Annotated in this window: 15 protein-coding genes and 3 pseudogenes; 3 read left to right on the forward strand and 15 right to left on the reverse strand. The window is 37.4% G+C overall.

Going from position 1 to position 17,183, the window contains the following annotated elements:
* Positions 1-76 precede the first annotated feature (76 nt).
* Positions 77-985 carry a TIGR01777 family oxidoreductase gene (locus ACP8HI_RS12310; RefSeq protein WP_438351355.1) on the reverse strand — a complete coding sequence of 303 codons (909 nt, stop codon included), beginning with the start codon at positions 983-985 and terminating at the stop codon, positions 77-79.
* Between the two features lie 153 nt (positions 986-1,138).
* Positions 1,139-1,738, reverse strand: coding sequence for a nitroreductase family protein (locus ACP8HI_RS12315; RefSeq protein ID WP_438351356.1), 600 nt, complete (start codon positions 1,736-1,738; stop codon positions 1,139-1,141).
* 185 nt (positions 1,739-1,923) lie between these two features.
* Between ACP8HI_RS12315 and ACP8HI_RS12320 the strand changes: the two genes are divergently transcribed.
* Positions 1,924-2,154 (forward strand): hypothetical protein, encoded by a 231-nt coding sequence (locus ACP8HI_RS12320; RefSeq protein ID WP_438351357.1) that lies wholly within the window; start codon positions 1,924-1,926, stop codon positions 2,152-2,154.
* A gap of 381 nt (positions 2,155-2,535) precedes the next feature.
* Entirely contained in the window at positions 2,536-3,519 is a 984-nt protein-coding gene (locus ACP8HI_RS12325) for a YpdA family putative bacillithiol disulfide reductase (RefSeq protein ID WP_438351358.1), read from the forward strand.
* A 112-nt stretch (positions 3,520-3,631) separates the two neighbouring features.
* Here ACP8HI_RS12325 and ACP8HI_RS12330 read toward each other — a convergent pair.
* A pseudogene (locus tag ACP8HI_RS12330) lies at positions 3,632-3,850 on the reverse strand (restriction endonuclease); the annotation flags it as partial.
* A 448-nt stretch (positions 3,851-4,298) separates the two neighbouring features.
* Between ACP8HI_RS12330 and ACP8HI_RS12335 the strand changes: the two are divergent.
* Positions 4,299-4,904 carry a recombinase family protein gene (locus ACP8HI_RS12335; protein WP_438351359.1) on the forward strand — a complete coding sequence of 202 codons (606 nt, stop codon included), beginning with the start codon at positions 4,299-4,301 and terminating at the stop codon, positions 4,902-4,904.
* Between the two features lie 98 nt (positions 4,905-5,002).
* Here ACP8HI_RS12335 and ACP8HI_RS12340 read toward each other — a convergent pair.
* The 12 genes and pseudogenes from ACP8HI_RS12340 to ACP8HI_RS12395 all read right to left on the reverse strand — a co-directional run.
* Positions 5,003-5,107 (reverse strand): annotated as a pseudogene (locus ACP8HI_RS12340) (sporulation transcription factor Spo0A); the annotation flags it as partial.
* 14 nt (positions 5,108-5,121) lie between these two features.
* Positions 5,122-5,343, reverse strand: a complete 222-nt coding sequence (locus ACP8HI_RS12345; RefSeq protein WP_438351360.1) for a type II toxin-antitoxin system YoeB family toxin — start codon at positions 5,341-5,343, stop codon at positions 5,122-5,124.
* A 32-nt stretch (positions 5,344-5,375) separates the two neighbouring features.
* On the reverse strand, positions 5,376-6,257 hold the full coding sequence (locus ACP8HI_RS12350) for a carbohydrate ABC transporter permease (protein WP_438351361.1): 882 nt from the start codon (positions 6,255-6,257) through the stop codon (positions 5,376-5,378).
* 12 nt (positions 6,258-6,269) lie between these two features.
* On the reverse strand, positions 6,270-7,181 hold the full coding sequence (locus ACP8HI_RS12355; RefSeq protein WP_438351362.1) for an ABC transporter permease: 912 nt from the start codon (positions 7,179-7,181) through the stop codon (positions 6,270-6,272).
* 102 nt (positions 7,182-7,283) lie between these two features.
* Positions 7,284-8,969, reverse strand: coding sequence for an extracellular solute-binding protein (locus tag ACP8HI_RS12360; protein ID WP_438351363.1), 1,686 nt, complete (start codon positions 8,967-8,969; stop codon positions 7,284-7,286).
* 140 nt (positions 8,970-9,109) lie between these two features.
* Positions 9,110-10,768 carry a response regulator transcription factor gene (locus ACP8HI_RS12365; protein ID WP_438351364.1) on the reverse strand — a complete coding sequence of 553 codons (1,659 nt, stop codon included), beginning with the start codon at positions 10,766-10,768 and terminating at the stop codon, positions 9,110-9,112.
* Positions 10,768-12,504: a cache domain-containing sensor histidine kinase gene (locus ACP8HI_RS12370; protein WP_438351365.1), complete on the reverse strand. Its 1,737-nt coding sequence runs from the start codon at positions 12,502-12,504 to the stop codon at positions 10,768-10,770. Before ACP8HI_RS12370 ends, ACP8HI_RS12365 begins: the two co-directional genes overlap by 1 nt.
* 706 nt (positions 12,505-13,210) lie before the next feature.
* Positions 13,211-13,502, reverse strand: a pseudogene (locus tag ACP8HI_RS12375) (VOC family protein).
* A gap of 53 nt (positions 13,503-13,555) precedes the next feature.
* Positions 13,556-14,248, reverse strand: a complete 693-nt coding sequence (locus ACP8HI_RS12380; protein ID WP_438351366.1) for a response regulator transcription factor — start codon at positions 14,246-14,248, stop codon at positions 13,556-13,558.
* Positions 14,249-15,334, reverse strand: a complete 1,086-nt coding sequence (locus tag ACP8HI_RS12385; RefSeq protein ID WP_438351367.1) for a sensor histidine kinase — start codon at positions 15,332-15,334, stop codon at positions 14,249-14,251.
* Positions 15,335-15,380: 46 nt separating this feature from the next.
* Positions 15,381-16,064 carry an ABC transporter ATP-binding protein gene (locus ACP8HI_RS12390; protein WP_438351368.1) on the reverse strand — a complete coding sequence of 228 codons (684 nt, stop codon included), beginning with the start codon at positions 16,062-16,064 and terminating at the stop codon, positions 15,381-15,383.
* The gene (locus tag ACP8HI_RS12395; protein ID WP_438351369.1) at positions 16,064-17,128 is read right to left on the reverse strand and encodes an ABC transporter permease; all 1,065 of its coding nucleotides are present in this window, start codon (positions 17,126-17,128) and stop codon (positions 16,064-16,066) included. The genes ACP8HI_RS12390 and ACP8HI_RS12395 overlap by 1 nt, the downstream gene beginning before the upstream one ends.
* Between the last annotated feature and the right edge of the window lie 55 nt (positions 17,129-17,183).

The raw sequence follows: 17,183 nt of genomic DNA on the forward strand, positions 1-17,183 counted from the left end.
TAGAAACGGCTACGTCGTCCTTTTTCAAGGACGATACCCGTTTCAGCGGAAATATAAGGCAGATGACGTAAATAATTTAAGTCCTTCTGAATTCGGGAGGACTTCTTAATATATCATGGAGAGCCTTATCTATATGTTCATAAGCAAAAGAATACCCATCTCGCTCAAGCCTCTCCGGAATCACCCATCTGCTCTTTAATATCAGTTCTGTTTCTGTATTAATAAGCATCGCCCCAATAGTAAGCAGCCATTTGGGAGATGGCAACCCAAAGGATACATTCATAGTATTTCGAAGATTCCGCATAAGCTCGCGGTTCGTTATCGGATGTGGGGACGAGCAGTTAAACACACCGCTGAGCTCCTTATGATCTCTGAGATATAATATAATTTTGAATACATCCTCGATATGAATCCAACTGAACATTTGATCCCCATGGCCCTGCACACCTCCAAGCCCACACCGAACTAGATTCCTAAAGGGCGTCATAACACCACCACCCTTTCCCAGTACAATTGCAATCCGCAGAGCAACCTGTCTTGTATGTGGCAGTTGAAATGAGAACAATGCGCGCTCCCATTCTTTTGCAACATCAACCGAAAACCCAGATCCGATCTCTCCGTGATCCTCCGTCATTGCCCGATCTTGAGCATGTCGGTAGATCGTGGCTGTGCTGGAGTTTATCCACAACCCCGGCGGGTTACTGCATTCTAGAATAGCCTGTCCTAGTAATTCCGTCGTCTCCGTTCTGGATTTCAGAATAGCTTCTTTATTCTTCTCGTTATAACGGCAATCAACAGATTTACCCGCAAGATTGATTAATATTTCCGAGTTATCCAGTGCCTTTACTATAGCATCATGATCGTTCCACTTAATATGAGGGGCTTGTCTTGAAATTATCAATACCTCATATCCCACAGCAATAAAATGATCTTCAATATACTTGCCGATAAATCCTGTACCGCCTGCTAATACAATTGTCTTCATATGAATTCACCCATTTCCCCTTGAGATGATATAAGTCCATCCACCCTATATTCACTATATTTGATAGATTCCCTCCTTAATACTTCCTTGTATTTTAAAAAAGCCTACGCTAGCGCGCAGGCCTACAAAATAAAGCTCATGTATTTACTTCTTTTAGTTATCCTTACTCAAAGAACCTGGTTGATCCACCCACACGGTTACATCCTGAAAAGGTGTGCGTTTACTTTGCTGTATACGATCTCCAACTGGAATTCCTAAATAAATAAATCCAAGAACCTTGTCCTTCGGACTGAGTCCGAAATGCTCATTCATTTGGGACTGATATGTAGGTTCGCCAGTTCTCCATATGGCACCTAGACCGAGAGCATGAGCTTCAAGCAACATATTTTGAATAGCCGAGAATACAGCCCCATATTCCTCCAGCTCAATGATGTTAGCTTGTTCCTTAGGTGTCACGGCCACGGTAATAATCACCGGTGCACGCATCGGTTTCTTCCTTGCCGATTCTGCAGCCGCTTGCGCCTCCGGAGAAGTCGGATCAACAGTCGCTTTCACAGCAATGTCTGCAAGTGCATGACCTAACAGCTTCCTACCCTCACCCCGGAGCACGAAGAAACGCCACGGCTCAGTCAACCGGTGATTCGGCGCCCAAGTTCCTGCTTCCAGAATCTGTTCAATGGCAGAGACAGGCACATCCTCCTCTGTTACTTTTCCGATACTGCGTCTTGTACGTATAGCCTCAGATATATTCATATTTATAATTCCTCGCTCTCCATTAAGAATGTTTCTCAATCATATGTTTTCATTGTAACAAAAATTCAGGCCCATTCCTAACTGAGCGTTTTTATCCCACTGATTTACAGGTAACTTAGCCGACACAAGCTATCTTCCCCTCTCATACAATGCCTCAAGACATGAAAGGAGGCTGACAAACAACAATGGAAGCATATCATAATTGTGTAAGATGTATGAATCGTAGAGTGCGTATTTTTACTAATGACGGGAGAATGCATGAAGGTGTTATTACGGGTGTCGATAGCCATCATGTATATTTAAGAACGGACTGCCCTAGAAACCAAGTACACACATCTGCCTTTTTTAACCCTTTTGTAGGAAATCAGGTTTTGACATTGAGTTTATTTACACTATTAGCTATTGCTTTAATTTAATTAGTGCCCATAAAACATGCATGACCCATAGGATGGACGCTTTATTACAGTGTCCATCTTATGGGTCACAATGTGTTACAGATAAATTAGATAAATGAGGCTGTTCAGATATGCAATGTTGTTGTAACATAGAGTCTTTGTTGGTATGGTCATTCGATACTTCCTGTAATACCAAAAAGAATGTTGTTTTCTGTAAAGAAGAGGACATATCTAATGTTTCTTTCTGACTGGTTCAAGCGTTCAAGTATTTATTCATACTCGTCTGAGCATACTAGTGAGTACTAATTATACTCATTCTTCGCCTTGTTCATGTAATACTCCTGATAGAATCAGGTATCTAAACGGTTGTTTATGTAAATTTTAAAGGAGGATATTCATTGTATGTATGATGTTGTTATTATTGGCGGTGGCCCTTGTGGTCTATCAACGGGTCTTGCACTTCAAGAAAAGGGACTTACTTATGTCATTATTGAAAAAGAGGCTATTGTCAATTCAATTGTTAACTGTCCATTACATATGACGTTCTATAGTACTTCTGACCGATTAGAAATTGGCAACATCCCATTCCTTTCTCAAGATGTACGTCCATCTCGAACGGAGCTATTGAAATATTATCGTCTTGTAACAGAGAGGCAAGAAATTAATATAAAATGCTATCAAAAAGTCAATTCTATTTCGAAGAACGTATCATCCTTCACTGTCCATGCTGAAGATCGTCATGGCAATGCCATTCCTTACGAAGCGAAGATGATAGTTATTGCAACAGGGATCTTTGATACCCCTAGACAATTGGATGTCCGCGGAGATCATTTATCGAAGGTATCACATTATTACAAAGAAGGCCATCTCTATTATGGACAACATGTTGCCGTTGTAGGTGGTAAAAATTCAGCTGTTGAAGCTGCCATTGATCTCCATCGTAACGGAGCTCATGTTACACTTGTGCATCGAGGAGAAACAGTCTTAGAAGGTATTAAACCATCTTTGTTATTAGATATGCGTAATCTTCTCAAAAAAGGACAGATTGAGTTTTATCCCAATTCCAGTATTGCTGATATTGATGAGACAAGCATTCGTATTCATTCTCCAGAAGGAACGTTTACAATTCAAAATGACTATGTATTATCCCTTATCGGATATCAACCCAATATTTCAATGCTCCAAAACATTGGAATCCAAACCGACCACTCTTCATTAGTTCCGTCCTTTAACCCAGAGACATATGAATCCAATGTCAAGAACGTTTTCCTTTCTGGGGTTGTAACGGGTGGTATTACAAATCGTGTTTACATTGAAGATGGACGCTTTCACGGGTTGAAAATTGCAGAAGAAATCGCTCAGCGTCTTTCCTATGTACAGAGTTAATGATGATGTTAAAAGCACTACAAATTACGCTTAATGTAATTTGTAGTGCTTTTTTCATAGTACCGTCTATTTTCAGTTCCTCATTCAGATCTAGTCACTTCCCCATCACTGACTTCATATGATTTATTCCTGCTAATGTTTCACATGGTTCTGTAAATCTGGCTGTTGCAATCACTATGGCTTTCTTAGCCTTGTAATATCTCATACATGAGAACACTTCCTGTACCGCACTTATGCCAACTGGGTTGTCAGTAGAGTACCTCTTCGCCTGTACCACGTTCCTCATTCCATCTCGATCAGTAAACACTACATTTGCTCCGAAATCTCTATTTCGTCAACACTATATTGTTTCGGCACATTGCCTAGGTACTTTTCATCCCAGAAAACGTTGACATCTCCCTCCTCTATCTGAAAATCCACAATATCTTCAACGTTTATGCCTCACTATGTATTAATTCAAAAGATATTATATCATAGGAGATTTCATTTCATCTATTTCAGAACAATAAAAAAGTCACTCTCCCGAGAAAGCGACCTAGTGATTATTCGTATTTAAAATCCTTACCACGGATTTTCCCTAATTCAATAAACCATTTTCGTTGAAGGAGCTCTTCAGTGTTTATCACTACTACGACATATGTCATATATTTTTATATATATTTTGGTACATACCAGAATATATATAATTCACTTATGAAACGTGTCATTTATCCGATATACATTTTGACACATATATGATATAATATTATTACGACATACTAAGGAAAGGGAGATAGAACATGAGTGATATCAGACACTTTGGTTATGTTAGAGTATCCAGTAATGATCAGAACGAAGCTAGACAATTGGAAGCTATGAAGGACTTAGGAATATTAGATCGTGACATACACATAGATAAACCGAGTGGAAAATATACGAATAGAACTGGATACCAGTCTATGAAAAGTAGTCTTAGAGAAGGTGATATCCTATTCATTAAAGAACTTAATCAACTTGGACGTAATGCACAGCATATCAAACGAGAGTGGCAAGAAATAACACAAGATATAGGCGCTCACGTTGTGATCCTTGATATGCCAATCCTAGATACCAGACAATATCAGAACGGATTAGAAAAGCTTATTTCAAATATTGTGCTTGAACTATTATCTTACATGGCTGAACGAGAGAAAGAGAAGATACATGGAAAACAAGCGGAGGGCATAGCAACAGCCTTAAATAGTGGTGTAGTCTTTGGACGACCTAAACAATCCATCACAGATGACTTCAAACAAGCTTACGCTGAGTGGAAACAAGGCAATATAACAGCTGTTGAAGCCATGAGAATGGTTGATATGAAGCCCAACACCTTCTATCGTCGTGTCAAAGAATACGAAGTAAAGTAAACGTCCGACAAACTCACGTATTTATTAAATTGAATGCACCGAAACTTACCGTTATGTAGGTATGACAGTTTATCGTAACCCTGTCGTATCAACTTGCGTAAATTCACCGTTTCAGCCACCATTGCAATGAACGAGTTAATCGGCTTAGACTTACTAATATTGATCGTGTAGCCGAACAGGTGGCTGATACTGTTGATGTTACCGCCGCCCTGTCACCCTAATGTGTACGAAAAGCATAAAAATCAATTATTCCATTTTGAATACGGTAAACTAAGCAGTTGGTGTCATCAATGTGCCGACTCCAATATCCGGATAAATCCGCGCATCCTAGTATGTCGGGTGCGCGGTCAGTCTGGTTTCTAGGCCGATTATGGCGCTTAATTAAATAAGTCAAGCTGTACTGGCCCGGCAACTCCCGCCCCTGGACTGAAATTGCCAAAGGCAGAAAAACCGTTTTTTTTTAACGGGTCATTAACCTTTCACACTACCCATAACTAACCCCTTCATAAAGTACTTTTGCAGGAATGGATAGACCATTAATACTGGGAATGACGCTAAAAATACTTGAGCAGCTTTAAACGTTCGATCAGATACTTGCTGCGTATTGATTAGCTCTGTTGCCGATACAATTGAAGGATCTACAGCTATAATAATTGTCTGCAAGTAACTCTGCAGGGGATAATTGGCTGGTGAGTTCATGTATATTAATCCATCGAACCATGAGTTCCAATGTGCAACTAGTGTAAATAAAGTAATCGTCGCAAGCGATGGCTTAGAAAGTGGTAAGTAAATACTCCATAGCACTCTCCAATGACTAGCACCATCCATATAAGCTGCTTCTTCAATTTCTTTAGGTAGATTTCTAAAAAAATTCATTAGTAAAATAACATTAAATACGGGTACTGCCCCAGGTAATACGAGTGCCCATAGCGTGTCAAGTATTCCAACGGAACGAACGGTCATATACATCGGAATCAGCCCGCCGCTAAACATCATCGTAATAATGAAAAACCACGCATATACGCTTCTAGCTCCAAGTGCACTATTCTCTTTAGACAAAGGATAGGCTATTAATATCGTTAAAGTCATATTAATCGCATAGCCAAGCCCTACACGTTGTAATGACACAAAGAACGCTTCTAAAAACTCTGATTTACCTAATGCATGTTTATAAGATGCGAGCGTAAAATCAACTGGCCAAAGCTTAACAAGACCTGCTGCAGCCGCATGGCTAGAGCTAAAGGAAACCGCTAGTACGTTAATAAGAGGCAATAAACAAACTGCCGCTAGGCATGTTAATATGATTGCATTTAAGATAAGAAATAGCTTTCTACTAGAAAGTTTTGCATACATGTTTAGCCCTCCTTAAAATATGCGATAGCCCGCAAAACGATTAGCTAAGAAATTAGATAATACGATTAAGCCAAAAGCAATAACTGACTTAAATAATCCTACTGCTGTAGCTACTCCATATTGGGCTTGTAACAATCCAAGCCGATAGACAAAGGTATCTATAATGTCACCTGAGCTATATACCATCGGACTGTATAGGTTAAACACCTGATCAAATCCTGCATTCAACACATTTCCTAGGCTAAGTACAGTCATTAACGTAACAATTGGCAACATTCCAGGAAGAGTTACATACAATGTTTGCTTCCAACGATTTGCTCCATCCACTATTGCAGCTTCATATAAATGCTGGTCAATTGCAGTTAACGCAGCTAAATATATGATCGTACTATATCCGAATTCCTTCCACGTATCTGAAATGACTAAAGTGAAAGGAAACCAATGTTCATTTCCAAGGAAAAAGACTGGCTCAAAACCAATTAATTTAACAACGTCATTAATAATTCCGCTTGATGGTGATAAAATATCAATTAGTATTCCGCCGAGAATAACCCAAGATAAAAAGTACGGGAAGTAAATAACCGTTTGAATCGTACGTTTAAATCCTTTACTTACAACCTCATTTAATAATAACGCGACGATGATCGGCACGATTAATCCAGCGATAATTTTCAACACTGCGATAAAAACCGTATTCCAAATCACACTACTAAAGTTAGGCAGATCAAACACATATCTAAAGTTATCAAAACCAATCCATTTCGAATCAAATACACCTTTGGATGGTACGAATTTTTGAAATGCAATGACAATACCACCAATCGGTATATAACTGAATATGATTGTCAATATAACACCAGGCAACAGCATAATGTGTAAAGGTAATTCTCGTAATCTCTTGCGGACTGCAGCAGATCTTATCATGATGATCCCTCCATGTGACATTAATGATAAAGGTAGGGCGAAGCTAGACGAGCCGCTTTTCCCTACCTTTTACTTATGGCCTATCCATCTCTATTTAACGAACTATTTTGTCATGTCATACCATTCATTAACTTCTTTAGTAATTTGTTCTCCACCAAGTTTATTCCAGTTTGCAACAAATTTATCGAATGCTTCTAGTGATTCACCCATAATAATTTTGGTGAATACTTCTTCTTCCATCGTAATCAATGTTGCATTTCTTTCTACCATAGTCGGAGTTGCTGCACCGTAGAAACCATCTAAAACGTAATTATCCTTCTGAACATATTGATCAATTACGTCAAAGCTACTTGGTGAACCAAATACTCGATCAGTACCCCAGTTAGAGTTGTCGCCAGCACGGAAAGAGATAACTTTCTCATAATAACCCAATTCCTCTTCATTTAACGTAGACGGGTCATTTGCTTCAATTGCTGCAACTACTTTACGGTGAGCTGTTAAGTTTTTCAAAGCTGGATCCGCTGCAATGAAGTTGTAAAGGAATACTGCAACGCCTGATTCACTATAACCAAATCCAGGATCTTTTACAGCGTCTGGGTCATAGCCAAGCATTGACATGTTTAGCAGTTTGAAGATTGCTTCTGGGTGTTTGGTATCTTTATTCACAACATAGTATTTTTGAATAGGCATCTTCGCAATTGGAGTAGCTTTAACTTCATCGTTAGACACCAATTCAAATGCTTTCCATTCAGCGCTCGGATCATTCGTAATATTGTCTTGGATAATAGAAAGTGGAGCGGACATAGAACCGTAGAATAGACCTACTTTACCGCCAACTACAGCTTCAGTCACTTTCGCACGATCTTTAACACCGAATTCTTTATCTATCATACCGTTACGATATAACCCCTGTAGTACTTCAAGTGCCGCCTTAACTTCTGGTTGGACTGAACCATATACTAGCGCCCCATCCTTTTCCACCCATTTTGTCGGGTATGCATGGAAACCAGACATAAAGCCTGTCGTACCAAAATGTGTATCCGTTAAAAATGTTTTTGTAAATGCAACACCGAATGTATCATCTTTAGAGTTTTTATCAGGATCATTTTTAGTAAATGCTTCAGCGATAGCAATCATATCCTGCATCGTTTTTGGCTCTTCAATATTTAAGTTTTTCAGCCAATCCGTACGTACATACATTACCGGTAAACCATCTACCGCAGATGATGTATGAGGAATTGCCATCAATTTCCCACCAATTTTAGCTGTACCAAATCCTTTTGGATCCTGTTGCAATACATCCTTGGCAACTGGTGATGCATACTGATCAAATAAATCTGTCAAATCTAGAATCAAATCATTTTCTGCTAGTTCAGCTAGTTGTTGAGCCTCTACCCACATAATATCGGGTAAATCTCCAGAAGCGATAGACACATTCATTTTTTGCTTAAATTGCTCTACTGGTACCGCCCAGTCATATTTCAATTTAATTCCTAGGTCACTTTCATAAGTCTGTGTGTAAAGATTATCTTCAATCGTGTCACCATTCTCATATTGATAAGTTGACTCTGTAAAGCGCCATGCACGAACTTCAATCGGTGGATCGTACTTCGCATTAATATCGATAGTTTCTACTATGGGTGAATTATCCTTACCACCCGTAGCATTTGAACCTGCTGGTGTTTCATTGTTTTTGTTATTGCCAACATTAGAACTACAAGCCGACAACGCGAGCATACCCGCTAACGTAAGTAAAACTAACCCTTTTGCATTTTTTTTCTTACTCATGGCATTGAAACCTCCCCTTTAGTTGTTAAAGCCATTCAGGACTAATCGTATTTATTCATTACGTCCCTCGATATATTCATGATAAAGCGCTTACATAACAGACTCAATATTCATTTCATGACATTCTAATCATCTCTTGACTAATGGATTAATTTCACTCGATAATCCTGTGGTGTCACCCCAGTTAGCTTTCGGAAAAATCTCGTAAAGTTGGTCGCATTAACATATCCTACTCGCTCTGCAACATCTTGAACCTTGAGATCAGATTGTGCTAATAACTGCTTTGCTTTTTCAATACGTGTTGCAGTAATGTAGTCAGATAATGTCGTTCCTGTTTCTTGCTTAAAGAATCGTGATAGGTAGGATGGATTAAAAAATACGACTTCTGCCAAATGGATTAGCGATACTTTATCTGAATCATGCAGATGCTCTCTAATATATTGTTTTAGCTTATAAACGACACTTGCCGCACGTTCTTCCTCAAGTTGGTTTTGCATAGCAAATAACACTTTTCCAACGTTATGTAAATATGCTGCTGCTTCTTGCCATGAAGCATGCTCCTTACTTTGAAGCAGACGATGAATTCTAATTTGTTCAGCGACATCCTCAACTATATTCCAACGATTAATGTACGAATAGTACATTAAGGCGATTGACAGATACACCTCTTCAGCAATATATGGGGCACTTGAAACGATAAAACCATCTGTTAACGGTTGAAGTATTGCAAAATATTCTTTAGGCTGGCCATTTTGCAATAATGTATTAAGTTGTTCAATTTTCACCGCTCGAAGATGGGGTTTATACATAACTTCCCGTTGATTCGATTCCATCATTCGCGTATTTGTCATAATTTGATTACTATGCTGACCGATGCGATATTGAAACAATAACTGCAAGAGCTCGTACCGCTCTGCAATATGTTCCCATAATACTTTACCTGTATCTATTACTAATGACACATCGATGGATAGAGTCATCCTAAATGCTTCCTGCAATAAATCCACATGCCCTTGCAATAATAGTAATAATTCACTCCAATCCAGATCATTAGAATATGTCGTAGTCCCTAGCTCACTTGCGGGTTGTATAAACCACAAAAGCTCATTACCGAATGGGACTACAGAATAGTTCATTCTATAGTCTTGAAAATATTGATTTGCGATATATTCAAGTTGATATAAAAGTTGTGCTCGCTCAGAATATGAAAGCTGCTTTGGAAATTGATGCACCTTGCCGACGATAAGTAGGATTGATTCTTCTGCACGCAGTTCAATATCTAGTTCATCAAACAGCGCTTGACTTACTTCGTTGTAATGGACCCGTTCCTTAATAAGATCAATAAAAAATTGCTGCCTTAATAAGCCAATCGTTTTTTGTTGCTGTTCTTTGGCGTGCAGAATAATCCCTTCGGCATGAAAAGACTGCTCTATTTCCTTCAACGCTTGCCTAATCGTCGCTATAACCTTATCAAAACCTTCTGTTTTCAACACATAGTTTACTTGTTCGTGCTGAATAGCGGAATATACATATTCAAATTCATGATGTCCAGTTAAAAATATGATTCTACATTTCGGCCATTTTTTTCGCAGCTCACCAGCTAGCTGTAAACCATCCATCCCCGGCATTCGAATATCGGTTAACACAATATCAAATCTAGATTTTTCAATTAACTCCATTGCTTCTAATCCTGAATACGCCTTATATAAATCTAGCTCCAATCCTTCCGTATATTGCAATATTTCGTACAATCCATCTGCAATAATGGCTTCATCATCTACGATCAACAATCGACGCATTATATATCACCCTCCTTGTAGACTACTTTAATCACTGATTTTAAACCGCCCCATTCATTTCGTTCAAAATGAAGACCACTTTGTTCACCGAATTTCAAGCGAATACGCTGGTGAATATTTAATATTGCAGTAGAATCCACAGTATCCTTCCGAATTAAAGAATGATTAAGTAACTCTATTTTTCCATCGTCTAATTCTTCCCCGTTATCTTCCACAATGATTTCAAACCCTTGCAATTGCTTAGTAAACTTAACGCGGAGCAAACCTGAAACAATCTTCTTCTCAATTGCATGCTCAAATGCATTTTCAATTAAAGGTTGAATAATGAGCCTCGGAACGATAATATGACCAAGATAATCAGGCAGCTCATTAAAATCAATACTGACACGATTCGAAAACCTCATTCCTTGAATTTCTGCATAAACTTTCGCATGCTGCACTTCTTTCGATAGCAATACATTATCAGCATTATTTCTAGTAATAAATTGGAAGTATTCCCCTAACTGTAATGTAAATCGTTCTAATTGCTCTGTATCTCCCAGCCTCGCCATCGTATTTAATATAAAGAAGCTATTATATAAAAAATGAGGATTAATTTGTGACTGTAAATGTTTGAGTTCTGCTTTCTGCATTAGTATTTGCTGCTTATACACTTCATCGATTAATAATTTAATATGATCTAGCATATCGTTAAATCTTGAGTAAATATATTCAAATTCATCGTGACTTTCGTGACGAATTTGTACATTCATATCACCCTGTTCCACTCTTCTAAATGCCTTTACTAGTCGATCAAGCGGCTTATGAATATACTTAAATAAATATAGCGCATAAATAATTACTATAAAAACTGAAGTAACTGCTAATATAAGAAACCATGATTTATACTTCGCAAGTGGAGCAAATACGGTCTGCTCTGGTATATATTGGATCAAATTTGCGCCGAAAAAGGTGGAACGTTTATATACGGTTAAATATCGTTCACCATCAATAGATAAAACATCTGAACCTTGACTATCCATATTTTTTGTAACTGCCTCAATAATATGCTCTTTAATATTCCGATCGTCATTACTTAAAATAACAACATCCTCGCTCTGATATATCAGACCTTTACTTTCTGCTTGGCCCATTGTATCTAATGTACGACCAAGCTTCGAGATGGAAAACCTTACCGCAAGCATCATGATAGGCTCACGATTGCTATTAGGCGATAAGAACGGATAAGATACGACGATATATAATCCATCATTGTAACGGAAAACAGGAGTGTCTAGATCATATTGCAGTTTTTTTAGCTCCTCAAACATCTCGTTACTGTGATCATTAATCGTAAGTGCTGATATATCACGCTGAATGCCAGGGATAAAAGCATATACATCCTCGATGTATTTACTGCTATTGCGGATCGCATTTAATCTTTGTTGCAGGCGCAGCATACTCTGCACTTTGTCAATATCATCCATAGATTCGGAGATCGTTGCCATCGCATTTAAATTCGGATCTAACAATGCATCATAAAGCAAGGTGCGAACACGATCGAAATCTGTTTCCAAATTCGACAGATACTCAGTTACTTGATTAATCATAGATTGCGATATTTCATTCTTTAATGTTTGCTGACCCCATTGATAGATGATGCTACTTAATATATATAAGGGCAGCAGTATGGCAATCAATGAGAAGACTAGTCGCCGATATGCCGTTTGGCCCCATATTCGCTTTATGTTCATCATAACGCCCTACCTTCTTCTAATGTCCAAATAGAAAAAACACGCCCTAGCGTGTTTTTCGCACAATCATTGCTATTTTAATTATAAGTTGATAATTCTACTGTTCACTTGTGATTTTTTCAGATCAATCCATATCATTTTTTCAGATCGAACTTCGGTGTAAACATACTAAAGCATGGAAAAACATCTCTTATGGGCTATCTGCGTCATGTTCCCGCTTACCTAATAAGAGAATGCTTTAATCTTTCTGACGTAATTCGCAATCGTTGTCGTGGAAATAACTTGCTAATGTTTTGCGAGAAAGATTCTTTGATGAGCAATAAAACATAAAATTGTCCAATTGAAATTCCAATTTCGTCATTAAAAAAATACCGCCCTTTATTAAGTTTTTACACCCAATAAATAACGGTATTAGTTGGTATGATACATAGATATTTATAGCGTTGCAGTAGGCATTACCATATCCACTTTCAGATATTGGTTGGCCTCCATAGTACTACAGTTTATTTAAAGGTAATAAATTGGACATAGGCAAGAAAACTGTAGGTTTTTGTTTAAGTGATGAAGATGAATATAAAAATCATATCATTCGCAAATTTTATGATGATTTTCAAGTTAACGGATTTTTATGTCACGAAAATGTAGTTACATAACGAAACCCAAATCATTCGAAATTCGGTGAGCACCTAGCACTTTCATTTGATTATATTTACTTTCTTTCTAAAACTGCAAAGTAATTGCCTTCATTATCGGCAAAGTTAAATACTCTACAAGGAAGGTGTTTGAAGATTTAATTCTGGCTGCATTTTAGCAATGAGCTCCTTGTTGTGAAGGATGATCGTCGTTTCCGAATGCTTTGTTGGCGCAATTTCAATCCATCTCATGCCCTGGCCATTATCCTCTTCTGAAATCACACTAAATCCCGCTTTTTCCGTCCAAAACTTCACTGTCTCATCTTGGTTATTGACATATAACATAATTTGACCGATTTTTGTAATCATCTTGTTCACTCCTTGTAGGTAGTTTCTCTTGTTGCCTTGTGTTATAAGGATTTCTATCCTATATTTTTAAACCGATAACCCACCCCCCATATTGTTTCAATAAATTTCGGGTTAGAAGGATCCTCCTCAATTTTTTCCCTAATCTTTCGAATGTGAACAGTAACCGTTGTCGTATCGCCGATCGAATCATATCCCCAAACTCGTTCAAATAAATGCTCTTTACTAAATACAATGTTCGGGTTTGTCGCTAAAAATTTTAGTACGTCAAACTCTTTGGCTGTGAATGTTTTCTCTTCACCATTAAGAAGCACTCTACGTGACTCACTATGAATGATTAAACCTTTAATTTGAATGTCAATTTGCTTTTGTTCAAGATTTGTTAATCGATCATATCTTGAAATATGGGCCTTTACCCGTGCCACTAACTCATTCGGGTTAAATGGTTTTACGATATAGTCATCTGCTCCCCGATCAAACCCGCGAATTTTGTCTATATCTTCTTTTCTAGCTGTTACCATTAATATGGGTATATCTAATGTTTCTCGTAATTGTTTGCACAACTCTAATCCATCGATGCCAGGAAGCATTAAATCTAACAGAATGAGGCTATAGGTGTTGGTCATTGCCTTTCGGAGTCCCTCTTCACCCGTTGTAGCAATATCACTTTCATATCCGTTCACCTCTAGGTAATCCCTTTCTAATTCAGCAATGTTCAATTCATCTTCAATGATCAATATTCTTTGCATTCATGTCACCTTTTTCAGTTTAAAATAAATACTTGTACCTTCGCCTAATTTACTAACAGCCCAAACGTTTCCGCCATGTTCCTCAATCATTTTCTTTACAATGGATAATCCAAGCCCACTTCCGCCAGTAGAAGAGTTTCTTGAAATATCCGTCCGATAAAAACTATCAAATATATGCGGAATATCTTCTTTTCTGATGCCACTCCCATTATCCTTCATTTCTACAATCACTTCATCAGAACTGGATGATAAACGAACTTGGATTTCTTTATGTTTCTTGTCCATATACTTCATACTATTTTGTACAATGTTTGTTACAACCCGTTTCAATTTTTCTCTGTCGGCTTCAACGATATAGGGATCGTCCTTATTTGCCAAAAGGATTACAGTATTTTGTTCTTTATCTAAGTTAAACGCTAACTCATCAACAAAATCGGCAAAAAAAGCATATAAATCCACTTTTTCAATTTCAAATGGGACTTGCTGTAAATCTAACCTAGAATATAAAAATAATTCGTCGATCAGTCCGTCCATATCATTTGCCGTCTTATAAATCGTGTCCATATATCGCTCTAATTTCTCCGGGGTATTAGCCACCCTGTCTTGAATGCCCTTTACATAGCCTTTGATAGATGTCAGTGGTGTTTTCAAATCATGAGAAATGCTTGCAATCAGTTCTTGACGGTTTTGCTCGTATTGTAATTGGGCTGTTTTTGCTTCTTTCAGTTTTATCCGCATCGCTTCAAATGTATTTGTCAGCTCACCTAATTCATCCTTCTTGTTAGAACCTATACTATACTCTAAATCACCCTCACTGATTTTCTTTGCGGCAAGAGATAGTTTGGTAATTGGAGTAATGATACTTTTTGACACATAATAAGTTAATAAACCATTTGTTATGATTAAAATAAGAGCCATAGCAATAAATCGATAACTTATTAACAGTTTCAGCCCCGAACCTTGTGGATTCCCTTTAAAAACGAAAAATAGTAGGTAACCCAAAACTATTTCTACTATTAAAAAGCCAATAATCGGAATAATAATCATTCCTATATTGGAGATAATCAATCGTTTTTTAATAGACAATACGATACACCTTCTTAGTGAAATCTTATTTGTTATTTAGTTTATATTATACCATTTCGAATATCTGCCCATCCTCTATACGCAATACGCGATCACATACGTGGAGTATTCTTTCATCGTGTGTTACCATAATTGCTCCTTTATTCCTTGACTTTACTTCATTGGATATCATTTCAACGACCTGTTTTCCGCGTTCAGAATCTAAACTTGCAGTCGGTTCATCTGCTAATATGATATCAGGATCATTCATAAATGCTCTTGCAATCGCAACCCTTTGTTTTTCACCACCAGATAACTTGTTTGGGTATGTCTTTAATCTATGGCTTAATCCTAGGTGATTAATTAAATCGGTAGCCTTTTTCGCATTTTCCTTTTTGTCTGCTTTAGAAATATCGCTGATTAGCATCAATTGATCCTTTACTGTTAAATAGGGGATTAAATTTGATGACTGAAATATAAACCCTATTTTATCTTTTCTTACGGACGACAACTTGGACGGTTTATATTCTGCTATGTCCTCTTGATCTACTATCACCTTCCCACTACTTGGTGATAATAATGCACCAATAATGGATAGAAGTGTACTTTTACCAGAACCCGATGGTCCAACAATAGCAATAAATTCTCCTCTCTTTAACGTTAATGAAATATCTTTCAAGATGGTGATAGAAGAATCACCATCACCAAAATTCTTTTGTACATGCTCGAGTCTTAATATATCCTTTGTCATTATTCGATCCTCCCAATTGCTTCAAGTGCATCAATTTTTGCAACCTTATTTACAGATAGTAATGAACCTAATAGATTAAGCACTAAAAATAAAACGGCAGTACCAAGTACTAAAGTAGGTGAAGTTCGAAAAGGCATTCCTTCAGGTATTACTTGTGTCATTCCATAAACTAATAAACTGCTAAATACTAAGCCAATCATTGTAATCAGCGTAACTTGGATAATAATACTTTTTGTAATATAAGATGTCTTTGCACCTATTGCCTTTAAAATTCCAAATTGGTTTATTTTTTGTAAAGTAATGACGTAAAAGAAAACAGTTGAAACAAATGCAGAAATGATAAACAGAAAGACAACAATCATCATTAATGAACCTTGTGTTTCCTTATACCCAGGTATAGATTTTGCAGTATCATGGGGTGTCATTGTATCATACCCAGTAATAGAGGCTTTTTCCCCCGTATACACGACTGCATTATACGAAAGCTTATTTTGATAAAGAGAATTCATACCCAGTTCAAAATCAGCATAGACAACGGGCATCATAGAATAGGTTTGATCTTTCGTAATTCCAGCAATCGTTAGTTTCTTGCCTGTGTTTTTGTCTATAATCTGATCATTTAGTTTCAGTCCAAATATTTCAATGCTTTTATCAGCTATCACTTCATTCACGGATAACTCGCTGATGTCCTTTCCTTCTATAACGTTTAAATCTCTATATCTGTCTGAATCAACGGAGAAATATACGACATCGACATCTTTTTCTTGATTTCTTTCTAACGCTGACATGGTAATTGCTAGTGGTGTAGCATTTTCCCCTAATTGTTTGCTAATGATTTCCACGTCTTTCGGGGTTAAATCCGATTTTATAATGGCACCATCAGCCTCTTTATTCATCACAATATAATCTGCCTGTATATTTTTAATGGAAGAGCTATCTCCAAAGGCTAGTCCATTAGCTAATCCTGTGACGAAAAACACTAAAAATAATACAGCAATCGTGATTACACTAATTAATGTGTATCGAAGTTTTGATTTTCTTATCTCCTTAAATGCTAAAAACATTTTTCATCTACTCCTTATTATTTTTTTTTGCCTTTTTGACTAATAATCGGTACCA

It is taken from the genome of Paenibacillus sp. FA6 (genome assembly GCF_051550225.1).
GTDB lineage: Bacteria > Bacillota > Bacilli > Paenibacillales > Paenibacillaceae > Paenibacillus_AQ.